The organism is Paraburkholderia phenazinium (assembly GCF_900100735.1).
Lineage (GTDB): Bacteria > Pseudomonadota > Gammaproteobacteria > Burkholderiales > Burkholderiaceae > Paraburkholderia > Paraburkholderia phenazinia.
Map to the genome: position 1 here is coordinate 93,309 of NZ_FNCJ01000013.1, position 13,266 is coordinate 106,574.

At 62.4% G+C, this 13,266-nt stretch carries 14 protein-coding genes; 6 read left to right on the forward strand and 8 right to left on the reverse strand.

Annotated features, from left to right (window positions below):
• Positions 1–140: 140 nt before the first annotated feature.
• Complete coding sequence (locus tag BLQ92_RS25650; RefSeq protein ID WP_090688147.1) at positions 141–1,163, reverse strand: aldo/keto reductase; 1,023 nt, start codon at positions 1,161–1,163, stop codon at positions 141–143.
• Between the two features lie 112 nt (positions 1,164–1,275).
• On the opposite strand from BLQ92_RS25650, the gene BLQ92_RS25655 reads away from it, so the two are divergent.
• Complete coding sequence (locus BLQ92_RS25655; protein WP_090688150.1) at positions 1,276–2,196, forward strand: LysR family transcriptional regulator; 921 nt, start codon at positions 1,276–1,278, stop codon at positions 2,194–2,196.
• Positions 2,197–2,335: 139 nt separating this feature from the next.
• Positions 2,336–3,076, forward strand: a complete 741-nt coding sequence (locus BLQ92_RS25660) for a response regulator (protein WP_090688153.1) — start codon at positions 2,336–2,338, stop codon at positions 3,074–3,076.
• A gap of 11 nt (positions 3,077–3,087) precedes the next feature.
• Here the strand turns inward: BLQ92_RS25660 and BLQ92_RS25665 are convergent, their stop codons facing one another.
• Positions 3,088–3,354 carry a hypothetical protein gene (locus BLQ92_RS25665; RefSeq protein ID WP_090688156.1) on the reverse strand — a complete coding sequence of 89 codons (267 nt, stop codon included), beginning with the start codon at positions 3,352–3,354 and terminating at the stop codon, positions 3,088–3,090.
• Between the two features lie 226 nt (positions 3,355–3,580).
• Here BLQ92_RS25665 and BLQ92_RS25670 point away from each other — a divergent pair, with 226 nt between their 5' ends.
• The 3 genes from BLQ92_RS25670 to BLQ92_RS25680 all read left to right on the forward strand — a co-directional run bounded on the left by BLQ92_RS25670 (position 3,581) and on the right by BLQ92_RS25680 (position 6,435).
• Positions 3,581–4,093: an arsenate reductase ArsC gene (locus BLQ92_RS25670; protein ID WP_090688539.1), complete on the forward strand. Its 513-nt coding sequence runs from the start codon at positions 3,581–3,583 to the stop codon at positions 4,091–4,093.
• 345 nt (positions 4,094–4,438) lie between these two features.
• Positions 4,439–5,314, forward strand: a complete 876-nt coding sequence (locus tag BLQ92_RS25675) for an AraC family transcriptional regulator (protein WP_090688540.1) — start codon at positions 4,439–4,441, stop codon at positions 5,312–5,314.
• 2 nt (positions 5,315–5,316) lie between these two features.
• A complete protein-coding gene (locus BLQ92_RS25680; protein WP_090688160.1) occupies positions 5,317–6,435 on the forward strand; it encodes an alpha/beta hydrolase family protein in 1,119 nt (372 codons plus the stop codon).
• A gap of 12 nt (positions 6,436–6,447) precedes the next feature.
• Here BLQ92_RS25680 and aspS read toward each other — a convergent pair whose 3' ends face one another.
• The 6 genes from aspS to BLQ92_RS25710 all read right to left on the reverse strand — a co-directional run bounded on the left by aspS (position 6,448) and on the right by BLQ92_RS25710 (position 12,620).
• Positions 6,448–7,719 carry an aspartate--tRNA(Asn) ligase gene (gene aspS, locus BLQ92_RS25685; RefSeq protein ID WP_090688163.1) on the reverse strand — a complete coding sequence of 424 codons (1,272 nt, stop codon included), beginning with the start codon at positions 7,717–7,719 and terminating at the stop codon, positions 6,448–6,450.
• Positions 7,720–8,018: 299 nt separating this feature from the next.
• Positions 8,019–8,789, reverse strand: a complete 771-nt coding sequence (locus BLQ92_RS25690; protein ID WP_090688168.1) for an ATP-binding cassette domain-containing protein — start codon at positions 8,787–8,789, stop codon at positions 8,019–8,021.
• On the reverse strand, positions 8,789–9,787 hold the full coding sequence (locus tag BLQ92_RS25695) for an ABC transporter permease (RefSeq protein WP_090688171.1): 999 nt from the start codon (positions 9,785–9,787) through the stop codon (positions 8,789–8,791). The genes BLQ92_RS25690 and BLQ92_RS25695 overlap by 1 nt, the downstream gene beginning before the upstream one ends.
• Positions 9,787–10,881 (reverse strand): sugar ABC transporter substrate-binding protein, encoded by a 1,095-nt coding sequence (locus BLQ92_RS25700; protein ID WP_090688174.1) that lies wholly within the window; start codon positions 10,879–10,881, stop codon positions 9,787–9,789. The genes BLQ92_RS25695 and BLQ92_RS25700 overlap by 1 nt, the downstream gene beginning before the upstream one ends.
• A gap of 440 nt (positions 10,882–11,321) precedes the next feature.
• Positions 11,322–12,050, reverse strand: coding sequence for a FadR/GntR family transcriptional regulator (locus BLQ92_RS25705; protein ID WP_090688177.1), 729 nt, complete (start codon positions 12,048–12,050; stop codon positions 11,322–11,324).
• Positions 12,051–12,233: 183 nt separating this feature from the next.
• Entirely contained in the window at positions 12,234–12,620 is a 387-nt protein-coding gene (locus tag BLQ92_RS25710) for a DUF488 domain-containing protein (protein WP_090688180.1), read from the reverse strand.
• Positions 12,621–12,720: 100 nt separating this feature from the next.
• Between BLQ92_RS25710 and BLQ92_RS25715 the strand changes: the two genes are divergently transcribed.
• Entirely contained in the window at positions 12,721–13,263 is a 543-nt protein-coding gene (locus BLQ92_RS25715; protein WP_090688183.1) for a dihydrofolate reductase, read from the forward strand.
• Positions 13,264–13,266: the final 3 nt, after the last annotated feature.

Below are 13,266 nucleotides of genomic sequence, written 5' to 3' on the forward strand. Positions count from 1 at the left end.
TATTATATATCATGTTGTGATACATACAATTCTGTCGAGCAGTAAACAAGTAGCGCATCAAAACAAAAGGGCCGGGCGGCAGAACAAACTTCGTTCTGCCGCCCGGCCCACGTCCTGCCGGACACACAGGTCAACGAAGCTTAGCCCCCGTGACCATGACTGCCCTGCTCGCTATCCAGATGCGCCATCTGCGCAGCCGCATAACGCTCGCCTGCCGCCGCGCCGTTCGGCACCGCCTCAGCAATCGCGGCGAGATCTTCGCGGGTCAACTGCACGTCCGCCGCACCGAGCGCTTCCGCCAACCGCTCACGCTTGCGTGCGCCAACCAGCGGCACGATATCGCTGCCTTGCGCGGCGACCCAGGCAATCGCGATCTGCGCAACAGTCACGCCTTTCGCCTGCGCTACCTTGCGCAGCGCCTCGACCAGTGCGAGATTGTGGTCGACGTTCTCGCCCTGGAAACGCGGGCTCATCGCACGGAAATCGCCCTTACCGGCAGACTCCTTGGTCCAGTGCCCGCTGATCAGACCGCGCGAGAGCACCCCGTACGCCGTCACACCAATCCCAAGCTCGCGGCAGACCGGCAGAATTTCAGCTTCGATGCCGCGCGAAATCAGCGAATATTCGATCTGCAGATCACTCACCGGATGCACCGCAGCCGCGCGGCGAATAGTCGATGCGCCCATTTCGGAGAGCCCCACATGCCGCACAAAACCGGCCTTGATCATGTCGGCGATCGCGCCCACCGTATCTTCGATCGGCACATTGGGATCGAGCCGCGCCGGACGGTAGATGTCGATATGATCGACGCTCAGCCGCTGCAGCGAATACGCGAGAAAGTTTTTCACCGCCGCAGGTCGCGCATCGTAGAGCGACCAGCCGCCGGCGGGATCGCGCATCGCGCCGAATTTCACGCTGATGATCGCCGCGTCGCGGCGCGACGGCGGCGCGCTTTTCAGAGCCTCGCCGATCAGCAGTTCGTTATGGCCCGAGCCGTAGAAATCGCCTGTATCGAGCAGCGTAATGCCTGCTTCCAGCGCGGCGTGGATGGTGGCAATGCTCTCGGCACGGTCGGCGGGACCGTACATGCCCGACATCCCCATACAACCCAGGCCCAGTGCTGAGCTTTGCGGCCCGGTCTTACCCAGTTGAAGTTGCTTCATGATCGTCCTCGGTAGGTGCGCCGCATGTGAGGCGCTTGACCCGAAGTATCTGCGCAATTGCTGCGTGCGATAATCCACCTCAATTCGAATAGCCTGTGCGGAAAAGCGAACAATGCAGGAACCTGATCTTTCCGATCTGAAAGCTTTCATCGCCGTCACCCAGGCCCGCGGCTTCCGGCATGCGGCGTCGACGCGCGGGGTATCGGCTTCGTCGCTGAGCGAGGCGATTCGCCGGCTGGAGCAACAATTGGGCGTGCGTTTGCTCAACCGCACGACCCGCAGCGTCACGCCCACCGAAGCGGGGCAACGCCTGTTCGAGCGGCTCGCGCCGGCCTTCAGCGAGATTGCCACCGCGCTCGATGCCGTCAATCTGTTTCGCGAGAGTCCCACCGGCACGCTGCGCCTGAACGTGCCGTCGATCGCCGCACGCGAGATCCTGCCCGCCCTGCTCACGCGCTTCCTCGCTGCTCACCCGGGCATCACCGTGGACGTCGGCACCAACGACACCTTTATCGATATCCTCGCCGCGGGTTACGACGCCGGCATTCGCTACGACGAGCGTCTCGAGCGCGACATGATCGCGGTGCCGATCGGCCCTCGCGTGCAACGCTTCGTTGCTGCCGCGGCGCCGTCCTACCTCACGGCGCGTGGCACGCCGCAGCATCCGCGCGAACTGGTGGACCATGCGTGTATCGGCCATCGCTTCGATAGCGGTGTGCTGGCAGTCTGGGAATTCCATCGCGGCGAGGAAATGGTGCGGATCGAACCCAACGGCCCCTTGATCGCCTCGCTGATCGAACTCCAGCGCGGCGCCGCCATCGACGGACTCGGGATCGTCTATACGTTCGACGAGTTTTTACGGCCGGCTATCGAGAGCGGCAAACTGGTGCCGATACTCGACGACTGGTGGCAGTCTTTCAGCGGACCGTTCCTCTACTATCCGAGCCGCTCCCACATGCCAGGACCGCTGCGCGCATTTGTGGATTTCATTCTGGACCGCTTCCCGGCACCCACAAAAAATTTCCGTCCATAGCAACGGATTTGGCTGGGCTAACCCGTTAAAGGACTCAAAGGCGGATGCGTCCCATCCTGCCGGTCTCTGCGCAGCATCGGGACGCCGCTCAGCCGGCTATCTGCGCGAGCAATCTGTCCTTTGCCTGAATCGGGATGCCATGACCACTCGAATCCTTCTCGTCGACGACGACCTGGACCTGCGCAGCCTGCTGTGTGAATACCTGGGACGCCAAGGTATCGAGGTCACCACCTTGCATGACGCCGGCGCGCTGCAGCAGCGGCTCGAACGCGAACGGCCGGATGCGATCGTGCTGGACGTATTGATGCCCGGGGTCGACGGGCTGACCGCGCTTGGGCGGCTACGCGCGTCCGGCGACGATATCCCGGTCATTATGCTGACCGGCCGCAACGATGACGTGGACCGCATCGTCGGACTGGAAATGGGCGCTGACGATTACATCAGCAAGCCGTTCAACCCGCGCGAGCTGGTGGCGCGCGTCGAGGCCATCTTGCGACGCCGCCGCGCCTTGCCCGCGCCGGCCGCGCCGGAGCAACGCCTGCCGTTCCGCTTCGGCCGCTTCACACTGGACTTCCAGTCGCGCACCCTGAGCGCCGGAAACCGCACGATGATCCTGTCCGCCACCGAATTCGCCCTGCTCAAGGTGTTCGTCAATCACGCGATGCGCACCCTGACCCGCGAACGTCTGATCGGCCTGCTGTACGGTCCGGAAGGCGAGCATACCGATCGCGGGGTCGACGTGCAGGTCTGGCGTCTGCGGCAAATCCTCGAAGCCAATCCGTCCGCCCCGCGCCTGATCCAGACGGTCCGCGGCCGTGGCTATGTTTTCGTTCCTGACGGCGAACAACATGCTCAGGTGCAACCGTCCGCCCTGGTCTAGACTTGCGCGTCTTACGGACGCCGGCCGTCTCTGCCCTGGCGTTGCGGTCCACCGCGGTAATGATTTTCGAAGGTTTCGTGCATGCGCTTGAGCAACGCAAGGTACGGACTGCCACGTTCTGTGCCGACCAGTTGCGCGGCGCTCGTATTCACCTCATCCCATAACCGTTCGAATTTTTCTCGTGCTACGGTCACGGGTAACCTCGAGGCCATCAGGTCCATAAAGTCCTTCTCGATTGCCTCCGGCATACGTGCCGGCTTTGCCGTGGTCTCTGGCATGGTGAGGTCCAAACACGTTTCAGATTCTCTGCCGCCGTGGCCGGGCCGCCTTCCGCATTCGCGGCGGCGGCCCGGACTCACGACGGGAGCGGCAGAGCAGGACGCGCTTCGCTGCAATCGCGGTGCAAGCTTGTCGGCTGTCCGGGTCATTGTACTGTCACGCAAGTGCAAGACTGGATCGGCAGAATCCCGGTCACAATGAAAAGACATGCAACGGGGCAAGGGCGTGACTACAAAATATAAAGTGCTGTTTCTCTGTCGTGAGAATTCAGCACGCAGCATCATTGCCGAAGCGCTGCTACGCGAGCTGGCGGGGCACCGGTTCGAGGTATTCAGCGCGGGCGCGGAGCCTGCAGCGCGGGTTCATCCGCTGGCGATTGCGCAACTGCGCCCCGGCATCTCCGAGATCGGCCGGCTCGCCCCTAAGAGCTGGCTCGAGTTTACCGGTGAGTGGGCGCCGCGCATGGACCTGATCGTCGCGCTGGATGAGCGGGTGTCCGAGTATCACGCGCCGGCGTTTCCGGGCGCACCGCTGTTCGTCAACTGGGAGTTTGCCGATCCGCTCGCGGAAGGCATGACCCCGGAGGAGCGCGCCCGCTCGTTCGAAAAGGTCTTCTGGCAGATCGTGCGCCGGGTCACGCTGTTCATGGAGTTGCCCCGCTACGCCGTGCCTGCAGTCCCGGCTGCAGCGGGCCTGGAGCGCGTGGCCCAGGACAGCGACATCGTCTGCCCGGGTTAAGCGCAGCATTGGCGGCATGGCGCCTCGGGCGCGTCCCGAGCCAGTCGTTACTTAATCCGTGACCGCCTGGCGAGGCGCCGCGACCCTGCAAATGCACGTTCCCGTCGCGCACTGCACAAACTCAATCGTTTCAGCCACTTGCGCCGTTTTCCCGGGAATTGTCCACAGCTTTGCGAACAGTTTATGTGGACAACTCGGAGGTCAGATCGGCGAGGTGGCACTTCCCATGCAGTTGCACTTCGGTCAAACGGCGTGCTGACGTCGCTCGTGGCCACGGCGAAGGCATCAAAAATCAGCAAGTTCTGCACCGCCGTCGGTCGTCTAACGGACTATCCTACGACCACCATGAAGCCCAGCACAGAACGTGACTACCATCGCCGGATCGCCCGCGTGATCGAGGCGATCCTCGCCGATCCAGGCGCACCCCACACGGTGGAAAACCTCGCCTCGGTCGCGCATCTCTCGCCTTTTCACTTCCACCGTATCTACCGCGCGCTGACCGGCGAGAGCATCGTCGAAACCGTGCAGCGCGTGCGGCTCGCTCGGGCGGCCCATCGTCTGACAGTCGCGGGCGATTCGGTGACCACCATCGCGGGCAAGGCGGGCTACGAGAGTCCGCAAGCGTTCTCAAGGGCGTTTCGCGGCTTTGCCGGCGTCAGCCCGAGCACCTTCCAGATGCGGCAACGACGCCTGAGCACTCTCCACGCAAGTGGGCCACGGATCGCAGACGCAAGTCCTGCAATTCCCGACGAGGATTTGCAGTGCGTCGAGCTGGTCGAGCTCGCTCCGATCGAGGTACTCTGTCTGCGCCACGACGGGCCCACCGCCACCATCAACCAGACCTTCAAAAGCTTGGGGCAGATGCTGGGCTGCACCCCGAGCGAAGCGCTCGCCCAAGGCACGATCGGCATGTGTTCCGGGGATCCCGAAGAGCCAGGCAGCTTCCGTTACCTGGCAGCCATCCTCCGGGACGCCAGCATGTCCGCGCCCAGCCCGGTCGAAACCGTGCGGATCGAGGGCGGCCTGTATGCGTCCCACCGGCTGGTCGGCCCCTACGCGCTGATCGCGCCGGCGTTTCAGGCGCTCTACGGCGGCTGGCTGCCACAAAGCGGCTACGAAGCCGACGACCGGATGGCGCTCGAGTTCTATCGCAGCCGGCCTTCCCCCGAGCGGCAGACCGAAAACGTCACCGACCTGATGATTCCCGTTCGCAAGGACTAAACATGCTTCGTCGCTACTTCGCCGCCGTCACCCTCATCACGGCGTGTTGGACTAACGCAGCCACAGCCGCCGACAACGACAACCCTGCGCCCTATCACGTGGGTGCGGCCATGCGGGTCTTTCATCCCACTGTCGCGCGTAATTGGCGCGGTGCGCAGACCGAGGCGCTCATCACGAACATCTGGTATCCAGTGGATGCCAACATACCTGAAGCAGCCCATACGATCGACGAGCGCGGTCAACCGCTCTTCGAAGGGCATGCCCTCACGAACGGCGCCCCCCTCTCCGCCGCTCACGCAAAGTATCCGCTCGTGCTGTTGTCGCACGGGACCGCCGGCACGGCCGCCAGCCTCGACTGGTTGGCCTCGTCGCTCGCCGCAAACGGCTATATCGTGGCCGGCGTCAATCATCCGGGCAACAATGGCCTGGAGCGGCTGACACCCGATGGCTTCATGCTGTGGTGGGAGCGCGCCACCGACCAAAGCGAGGTGCTCGATGGCCTGCTCGCCGATCCGCTGCTGGGTAAGCGTATCGACACCGCGCGCATCGGCGCGGCGGGATTTTCGCTCGGCGGCTACACGGTGCTCGAACTGGCGGGCGCACGAACCGACCTGCAAGGATTCCTGAACTTCTGCGCTTCGCCCGCCGCAGATGCGATCTGCCATCCACCCGAGATGCAACGTCTGCAAGGCGGCGTCCCCGCGCCGGCCCAGCCCTCGCCGGACATGTTGGCCTCCATGGCACGCTCGGGCGCTTCGTACCGCGATACGCGGATCAAAGCGGTCTTTGCCATCGCGCCGGCATTGGGCGAGGCCTTCAACCAGGCATCCTTCGCGGGGGTGGAGATTCCCATCTCGCTGCTGGCCGGCACCAATGACGTGACGGTTCCGGTTAAAACCAACATCCAGCGCGTGGCCGGTTTCATGCCCAACGCCAAGGTCACCTTGCTGCCGGGTGCGACGCACTACACGTTTATGGACACCTGTGTGCCGGCGGTGGTCGAGCGTCTCGCAAGAATTTGCCAGGATCCTCCGGGGGTGGACCGCGACGCCATCCATACCCAAGCGAGCCAGACAGCGCTCGACTTCTTCAGTCGCACGCTGTCGGCAAGCCCGCAGTAGCCCGAGCAGACCTCAAGGCACGAGGCGTTCCGGGTCGCGTGGTACGAACGCCGCCTCCTTGACATTGGCAAGACCCAAGATCCGCATGATCACCCGTTCGACGCCCAGACCGAAGCCACCGTGCGGCGGGCAACCGTAGCGAAAATTGTCGAGGTAATGCGTGATGGAGTCTAGCTCGATGCCCTTCTCGGCGGCCTGCTGGCACAGCACATCGTAACGATGCTCGCGCAGCGCGCCGGTGGTGATTTCAATGCCCCTGAAGATGAGATCGAAGCTCTTCGTGATGCCCTGCTCCCGGTTCCACGCGTGATAGAACGGGCGCTTGGCGATCGGATAGTCGCTCACGAAGATCAGGTCGGAGCCGAGCACTTTATACAGCATGCTTTCGCCCTCGTCGGGCAGGTCTTGCGCTGGGCCGAGGCGCATGCCGTGTGCAGAGAGAAGCGCTTTGGCCTCAGCGAGAGTCAGATGTTTGACGCTTGGCTCAAGCGGCAGGTCGACACCGAATAGCGCTTTGACCTCCGCTGCAAACTGTCCGAGTTTCGCAAAGGCGTGGCACAGCATCTGCTCCTCGAAGGCCATGACTTGCGCGGTTTCGAAGGCCCAGGCGAATTCGACGTCCAAGCCGGTAAACTCGGTCATATGCCGGCTGCTGCGGCTCTCCTCCGCGCGGAACACCGGTCCGATCTCGAACACGCCCTCGAGCCCCGACGCAATGCCCATCTGCTTATAGAACTGCGGCGATTGCGCAAGAAAAGCCTGGGTTTCGAAATAGCTGACGCGAAACACCTGGGCGCCGCTTTCACTGGCGTTACCCATCAGCTTGGGCGTGTGCAGTTCGGTGAAGCCCCGCCCTAGCGCGAACTCGCGGCAAGCGAATTCGAACGCACTGCGCAGACGCAACATGAGCTGCCATTTGGGTGCCTTGAGATCCACGACACGATGGTTAAAGCGCAGGTCGACGCTGCTCGTCTCGGTGACCGGAAATGGCTGCGCCCGGGAAAACACCTCGACCGAGCGGACCTGAAGCTCCACGCCCGAGGTCTTGCTTTGCGCGGCTCTCACGACCACGCCAGTGGCCGCGAAGGTCGAACCGGTGAGCAACTGTCCCACCTGAACATGCTGTGCGACCGACGCCTTGTCAATGACCAGTTGCAACGTGCCGGTGGCGTCGTGGGCGAGCAGGAACTGCAGGTTCTTCTGGTCCCTCAGTACATCGAGCGTCAGATACAGCGTTACCACTTCACCGATACGGTGCTTCACGTCGTCGACTAACGTCCTCATGGTTCTCTGCCTTGATGAAAAGCGTGCGGAAATAAAAAAAGGCACTCAGTTCGTGAGTGCCTTTGGCTTGACGGTGCTTATTTTTCAACAGACAAATAATCTCCTGTCACCCAAAGGCGACAAATTATTATTCAGGTCGAGACGGCTAAAACGGCACATGGTCTGGAGAAAAATAGTCAACGAAGCGGATCGAATGTTGGCCTGGCGGTATGCCGATGGAACTCAGGCCGGCAAGCTAACGCGATCTAAGGTAACAAACTTTTGATGAAAGCGCAAAACGTGTAGCGTAGACGGCCCAGTCAATTCTCCGCCGTGCGCATAGCCCGGTATTCGCGCCGCACGATCTCCATCAGTTCCGCGACCGAGGTGCTGGCCGCTTCCTTCTCGTAGGTCACGCGGCCGCGCTGCATCAGCATGACGCGGTCCGCAATATCGAGCGTCTGCGCGTAGTTGTGCATGATCATCACGATCGACAAGCCGCCCTTCTCCTTCAGGCGCAGCACCAGATCGATAATCAGGCCGGCTTCGCGCGCGCCCATCGCGGCGAGCGGCTCGTCGAGCAACAGGATCTTTGCGTTCGAATTCACGGCGCGCGCCACGGCAATCGCCTGGCGCTGCCCGCCCGAGAGCTGCTCGACCGGCAGATCCACCGAAGGCACGCGCACACCGATCTCTTCGAGACATTCCGCTGCGCGTTGCCGCATCGCCCGGTTGTTCAGCAAGCGAAACGGCCCCGGCCGAATGATCTCGCGGTTGAGGAACATGTTGTGATAGATACTCAGCGAGTTCGCGAGCGCCAGATCCTGATAGACGCATTCGATGCCGAGTGAGCGCGCATGATCCACCGAGCGCAGCAGCGTCTCCTCGCCGCCGATAAACAGCGTGCCGCTGGTCTGCTGCTGAAAGCCGGTGAGAATCTTGATGAGGGTCGACTTGCCCGCGCCGTTGTCGCCGAGCACGCCAAGAATCTCGCCCTGCTTGAGCGTGAGCGTCACGCCGTCGAGCGCGGTGACGGCGCCAAAACGTTTGACGATATTTTCGCCACGCAGCGCTTCCGGCGCCTCGGCCATCACAACTCTCCCTTGCGTGCGAGACGGACCACGTGGATGTTGAAGATCATCGCCGCCAGAATCGCCGCGCCGAGAATCATGTTGAAGGTAAACGCATTGATGCCGATCAGCGTGAACCCGTCGTTCAGAATGCCGAGCACGGCGGCGCCGATCAGACCGCCGATGATCGTGCCCGAACCACCGGCCAACGGTGTGCCGCCGATCACGGCCGCCGCCACGGCGAGGAACATGATCTGATTGCCGCCTGCCTGCGGGTCGATCGAGGTAATGCGAAAGCCTTCGAGAATGCCGGTAAAACCCGCCAGCACCGCAGCCAGCACGAAGTTGCCGAGCTTCAACCGCTTCACATGGATACCCGCCTCGCTTGCGCCAAGCGGATTCGCTCCGGATGCGATCGTATGCAGGCCCCAGCGGGTATTGCGCAATAGCACGTGCATCACCGCTGCAATCGCAATCGTCCAGATGATTTCGCTATAGCCCCAGGCCCCCATGAAGGCCGAGAAATTTTCGTCGCCGGGCGGCGACACCGGCGTGCCGCGTGAGATCGTCAGGGTAAAGCCGTTGACGAAAAACAGCGTGCCGAGCGTGGTCACAAAAGACGGAATGCGCAGATAGACGGTCACCGCACCGTTGACGAGCCCCACCAGCGAGGCGGCCGCCACGCCGAGTAGCAAAGCGATCCAGGTGGGTGCGCCGGCTTCGTGCGCGAAATGCATGATGAACGGGGCAAACGCAAACACCATCCCCGCCGAGAGATCGATCTCTCCGCCGATCATCAGCATGATTTCGCCGCAGGCGATGATTGCCACCGGCGCGATGAACTGCGACAGGTTTTCGAGGCTCGCACTCGTCAGCAGAAAATCGTGATTGGCGGTTTCGAAGTAGGCACACAGAATCAGTGCCACCGCCAGAATCCGGATCTCGCTCGAGCGCCCGAGCGCGCGAGGCCAGCGCCTCGCACGCCCGGTGGACTTGGTAGTCTCTCCCACGGACGACATTACGACTTGATCCCGCCACTGCGCGGCACGATCTGCGGCTTGGTGCTCTTGCCTTCGTAGCGCGTTTCAGTATTCAGATACGGATCCACCGTGCCCTTGGTAACGAACTTCAATCCCGTGTTGACATTGGCCGGTCCCACCAGGCCGCCAGAGGCGAGGAACGTGAACGCCTCGACCACCGTATAGAAACCTTGCACGTAAGGCTGCTGGTCGATCGTGAAGTCGAGAAAGCCGTCGTGGATCAACTGCACCGTGCGCGGCAGCAGATCGAAGCCGCCGCCATGCACGCCCTTGGCCGGCAGATTGGACTCCTTCATCACCTCGGCCACGCCCTGGGTGCTGCCCGCGTCGACGGCGAACATGCCTTTCAGGTCCTGATGGCCCAGGTAGAATGACTTGATCTTCGAGAGCTCTTCGTTGACCGTCGCGCCGGTGGCAATCATCTGCGCGTCGATCTTCTTTCCGGATTTCTTGATCGCGTCCATCGCACCGTCGAGGCGCGGCTGAATGTTGAGCTGGCCCGGGGTGGCGATGAAGAGCGCGACGAGACCGCTATCGACGAGGCTCGCAATCCGCTCGCCCATCTGGTAGCCGGACAGATACAGATCCTGGCCGATGTACGCGAGGCGTGGATTGCTGCTGCCGCGCGGCGCGTCGGCGTTATACGCAAAGACCGGAATACCGGCGTCGAGCGCTCTTTGGATTGGGCCGTCGAAAGCCTTCGGATCGACGATCGGCACCGCAATCGCGTCGGCCTTGGCGGCGATCGCCGCATTCACCGCGTTAACCATTTCGCCGACGTCGGCGTTGGCCGAACCGGTCCACTGGTAGTCGAAGCCCAGCAATGCTGAGGCATCCTCAATACCGTATTGCGTTGGCACGAAGAACGGATTGGTCGTCACGTGATTGACGAACACAATCTTCCAACGCTTGTGCGAGGGAAAGGGCGCAGCGTCGGCTGCCAGCGCCGGGGTCGCCACACCGCCGAGCATGGCCATCGCCGCAGCGAGGCCCGCACCTTGCAGCAGGCCGCGACGCATGCCCTGTACTTCACCCTGTTGTTCCTGCTTGTTGTCTTTCCGCTCCTCGGCCATGTCAATCTCCCGTCTCTCAGTTGTTCAACCCTCACTGTTCATGACGGCGCAGGCCGGGAAAGCGCCGTTGCCGGGCATCACCACGCCCAACGGAACCCGCTTGCATCAACGCATGCGTTCCCGCATGACGATCCACAGAAAATCCTATATCACGGGTCTGCACCTCATAATCGATGTATACCCTTAACTAGTCGGACTATTTATTAGCATGTCGAATGGCAGGCCACGGCACGCACGGCGGCCGTATTGCGACGCGATCGTGATTGGGCCAAGCTTGCAGAATGACAGTGTTGCAGTGCGAAAAACCCCATAAACGACACGCGGTCAGCATAAGCGGAAGCGCTCGTCAGCGGCGCAAACGCTTCTGAAATCCCACATTTCGGGGTAAGCGTGAGTATGGCAAGCCGGATAAATAGTATGACTATCTACAAAGGGCAGGTTTAAGCGGGATGACCGCGGCCGACTTCGAGAATGCTCTCGGCATCGGCGCTCGCGTTTTCGAGCTGGACGAGGCTCGCCTGGCGCGCACCGAGCGGGTCGCGGCTCTGGATGGCGGTGAGAATCGCCTTGTGACGCGGCAAGGACAACGCATGCGTGTCCGGATGGCGGCTCGTCAGCTTGATCGATTCCGACAGCGCGAGCGACAGCATATTGCCGATGTGCGCGAGCAGGTCGTTGTGGGTGGCCGCCATGATGGCGCGGTGAAACTCGAGGTCCGGCTCGAGCAGCGCGCTGGCGGTCGGCGCGCGCTCCATGCGCTCGTAGGCCGAGGCGATGCGGGTGAGATCGTCGCTGGTCGCGGCCGTTGCAGCGAGCGCGGCGGCAGCCGGCTCGATAACGCGGCGCACCGTGAGCAGCGAGCGAAAGAATTCGCCTTCGGGCACGCTGCTTAAGGTCCAGTACAACACGTCGGGGTCGAGCATGTGCCAGTCTTCACGCGACCTCACCACGCTGCCCACGCGCGGCTTGGATACCACCAAGCCCTTCGCCACCAGCACCCGCGTCGCCTCGCGCAGCACCGGGCGGCTCACACCGTAGCGCTCGCATAGGTCGGCTTCGGCAGGCAGGCGCTGGCCCGGCCTAACCTTGCCGCTGACGATATCCATGCCGAGCTCCTGCACGATCCGTCCGTGCAGGCTCTTGCGTTGTTGCAGATGACGATAATCCATATGAAGAGATCACGAGCCGTGCACGCTTCGTTCTTGAGGCGGCCGGCCCAGCGCGTGGGACAACCCCGGGGCCTTTGCCGTAGCGCGTCGTGCTGAGCCACGGATGGCGGATAGGTGTGCGATCAAGCATAGCACGCACAATCGGCCCGTATGGCAGGCTCGTAAACGCTCAGAGGCACCGCGTCACTTGATCAGCGCGCCGCGCTCGCTGAGGAGCTGGCGCAGAATGCTGCGATGGCAACGGCTCTCGTCGTCGCAATAGCAACCGACCGAAAAGTTCGTGGTCTGCGACATGGCCGCGAGCAGGTCCAACACTTTGCTGGTGTCGCTTTCGTTCATCTCGGCGCGATAGCTGCGCGCGAACTTGTCCCAGTCTGCCTGGCTGACCGCCGCTTTGCCTTGCGCCATCAAAGACGCGCTTGGCGACAGGTTGGGCAGCCAGACATCGTAATAGTCGCGCGTGGCGAATTCCGCCTTGGGCACGCCACGCGGCGGCCGCCGCACGGTGCCGATGCGCAGCCCTTCGTCTTGCGCCCGTTGCGTGCCAAGCTGCACGATGCGAATCGCCATGTTGCCAGTCTCCCATTTGTAAAGCGTTTGAGATGCCCTGATGCTCGCCAAGCGGTGCGATCGTTAGAATGATCCCCTATCCAGGCAGCGAGACAACACCATGCTAAACGGCAAGCGTATTGCAATAGTGGCGGCAATGGCAAGAAACCGGGTGATCGGCGCAGCCAACGATATTCCATGGAAGGCCCCCGGCGAGCAGCGGCGCTTTCGCGAACTGACCCAGGGACAACTGGTGGTGATGGGCCGCCGCACGTATGAGTCGATTGGCCGGCCTCTGCCTAACCGCGATGTGCTGGTGATCGGCTCGCGCGCTGTCGACGCCGAGCGGGTGGTGACATGCCGCTCGCTGGAACAGGCCATCCAGACCATTGATGGCGATACGCGTGACGAGATTTTTATCGCGGGCGGCGAGCAGATCTATCGCCTGTTTCTACCGTATGCGGACACGTTCTACCTGACAGAAGTCGATCTGGAACCCGTCGGCGACACCGTGTTTCCTGAGTTGCCGTCCGGCTTCGGGTGTGTCGAGCGGGTTCGCGTCGATGGCGAGCCCGCTTACACCTTCCTGACTTTCAGACGTGTCGCCAAGCAGAACGAAAACGCGAACGACAGCGAGCCTGAGCGACCTGAGCCGCTCCGTTAGCAA

Excerpts from the sequence above, each read along its gene's own strand:
- BLQ92_RS25650 (WP_090688147.1), bottom strand. The coding sequence starts at position 1,163 with ATGAAGCAACTTCAACTGGGTAAGACCGGGCCGCAAAGCTCAGCACTG.
- BLQ92_RS25655 (WP_090688150.1), top strand. The coding sequence starts at position 1,276 with ATGCAGGAACCTGATCTTTCCGATCTGAAAGCTTTCATCGCCGTCACC.
- BLQ92_RS25660 (WP_090688153.1), top strand. The coding sequence starts at position 2,336 with ATGACCACTCGAATCCTTCTCGTCGACGACGACCTGGACCTGCGCAGC.
- BLQ92_RS25665 (WP_090688156.1), bottom strand. The coding sequence starts at position 3,354 with ATGCCAGAGACCACGGCAAAGCCGGCACGTATGCCGGAGGCAATCGAG.
- BLQ92_RS25675 (WP_090688540.1), top strand. The coding sequence starts at position 4,439 with ATGAAGCCCAGCACAGAACGTGACTACCATCGCCGGATCGCCCGCGTG.
- BLQ92_RS25680 (WP_090688160.1), top strand. The coding sequence starts at position 5,317 with ATGCTTCGTCGCTACTTCGCCGCCGTCACCCTCATCACGGCGTGTTGG.
- aspS (WP_090688163.1), bottom strand. The coding sequence starts at position 7,719 with ATGAGGACGTTAGTCGACGACGTGAAGCACCGTATCGGTGAAGTGGTA.
- BLQ92_RS25690 (WP_090688168.1), bottom strand. The coding sequence starts at position 8,789 with ATGGCCGAGGCGCCGGAAGCGCTGCGTGGCGAAAATATCGTCAAACGT.
- BLQ92_RS25695 (WP_090688171.1), bottom strand. The coding sequence starts at position 9,787 with ATGTCGTCCGTGGGAGAGACTACCAAGTCCACCGGGCGTGCGAGGCGC.
- BLQ92_RS25700 (WP_090688174.1), bottom strand. The coding sequence starts at position 10,881 with ATGGCCGAGGAGCGGAAAGACAACAAGCAGGAACAACAGGGTGAAGTA.
- BLQ92_RS25705 (WP_090688177.1), bottom strand. The coding sequence starts at position 12,050 with ATGGATTATCGTCATCTGCAACAACGCAAGAGCCTGCACGGACGGATC.
- BLQ92_RS25710 (WP_090688180.1), bottom strand. The coding sequence starts at position 12,620 with ATGGCGATTCGCATCGTGCAGCTTGGCACGCAACGGGCGCAAGACGAA.
- BLQ92_RS25715 (WP_090688183.1), top strand. The coding sequence starts at position 12,721 with ATGCTAAACGGCAAGCGTATTGCAATAGTGGCGGCAATGGCAAGAAAC.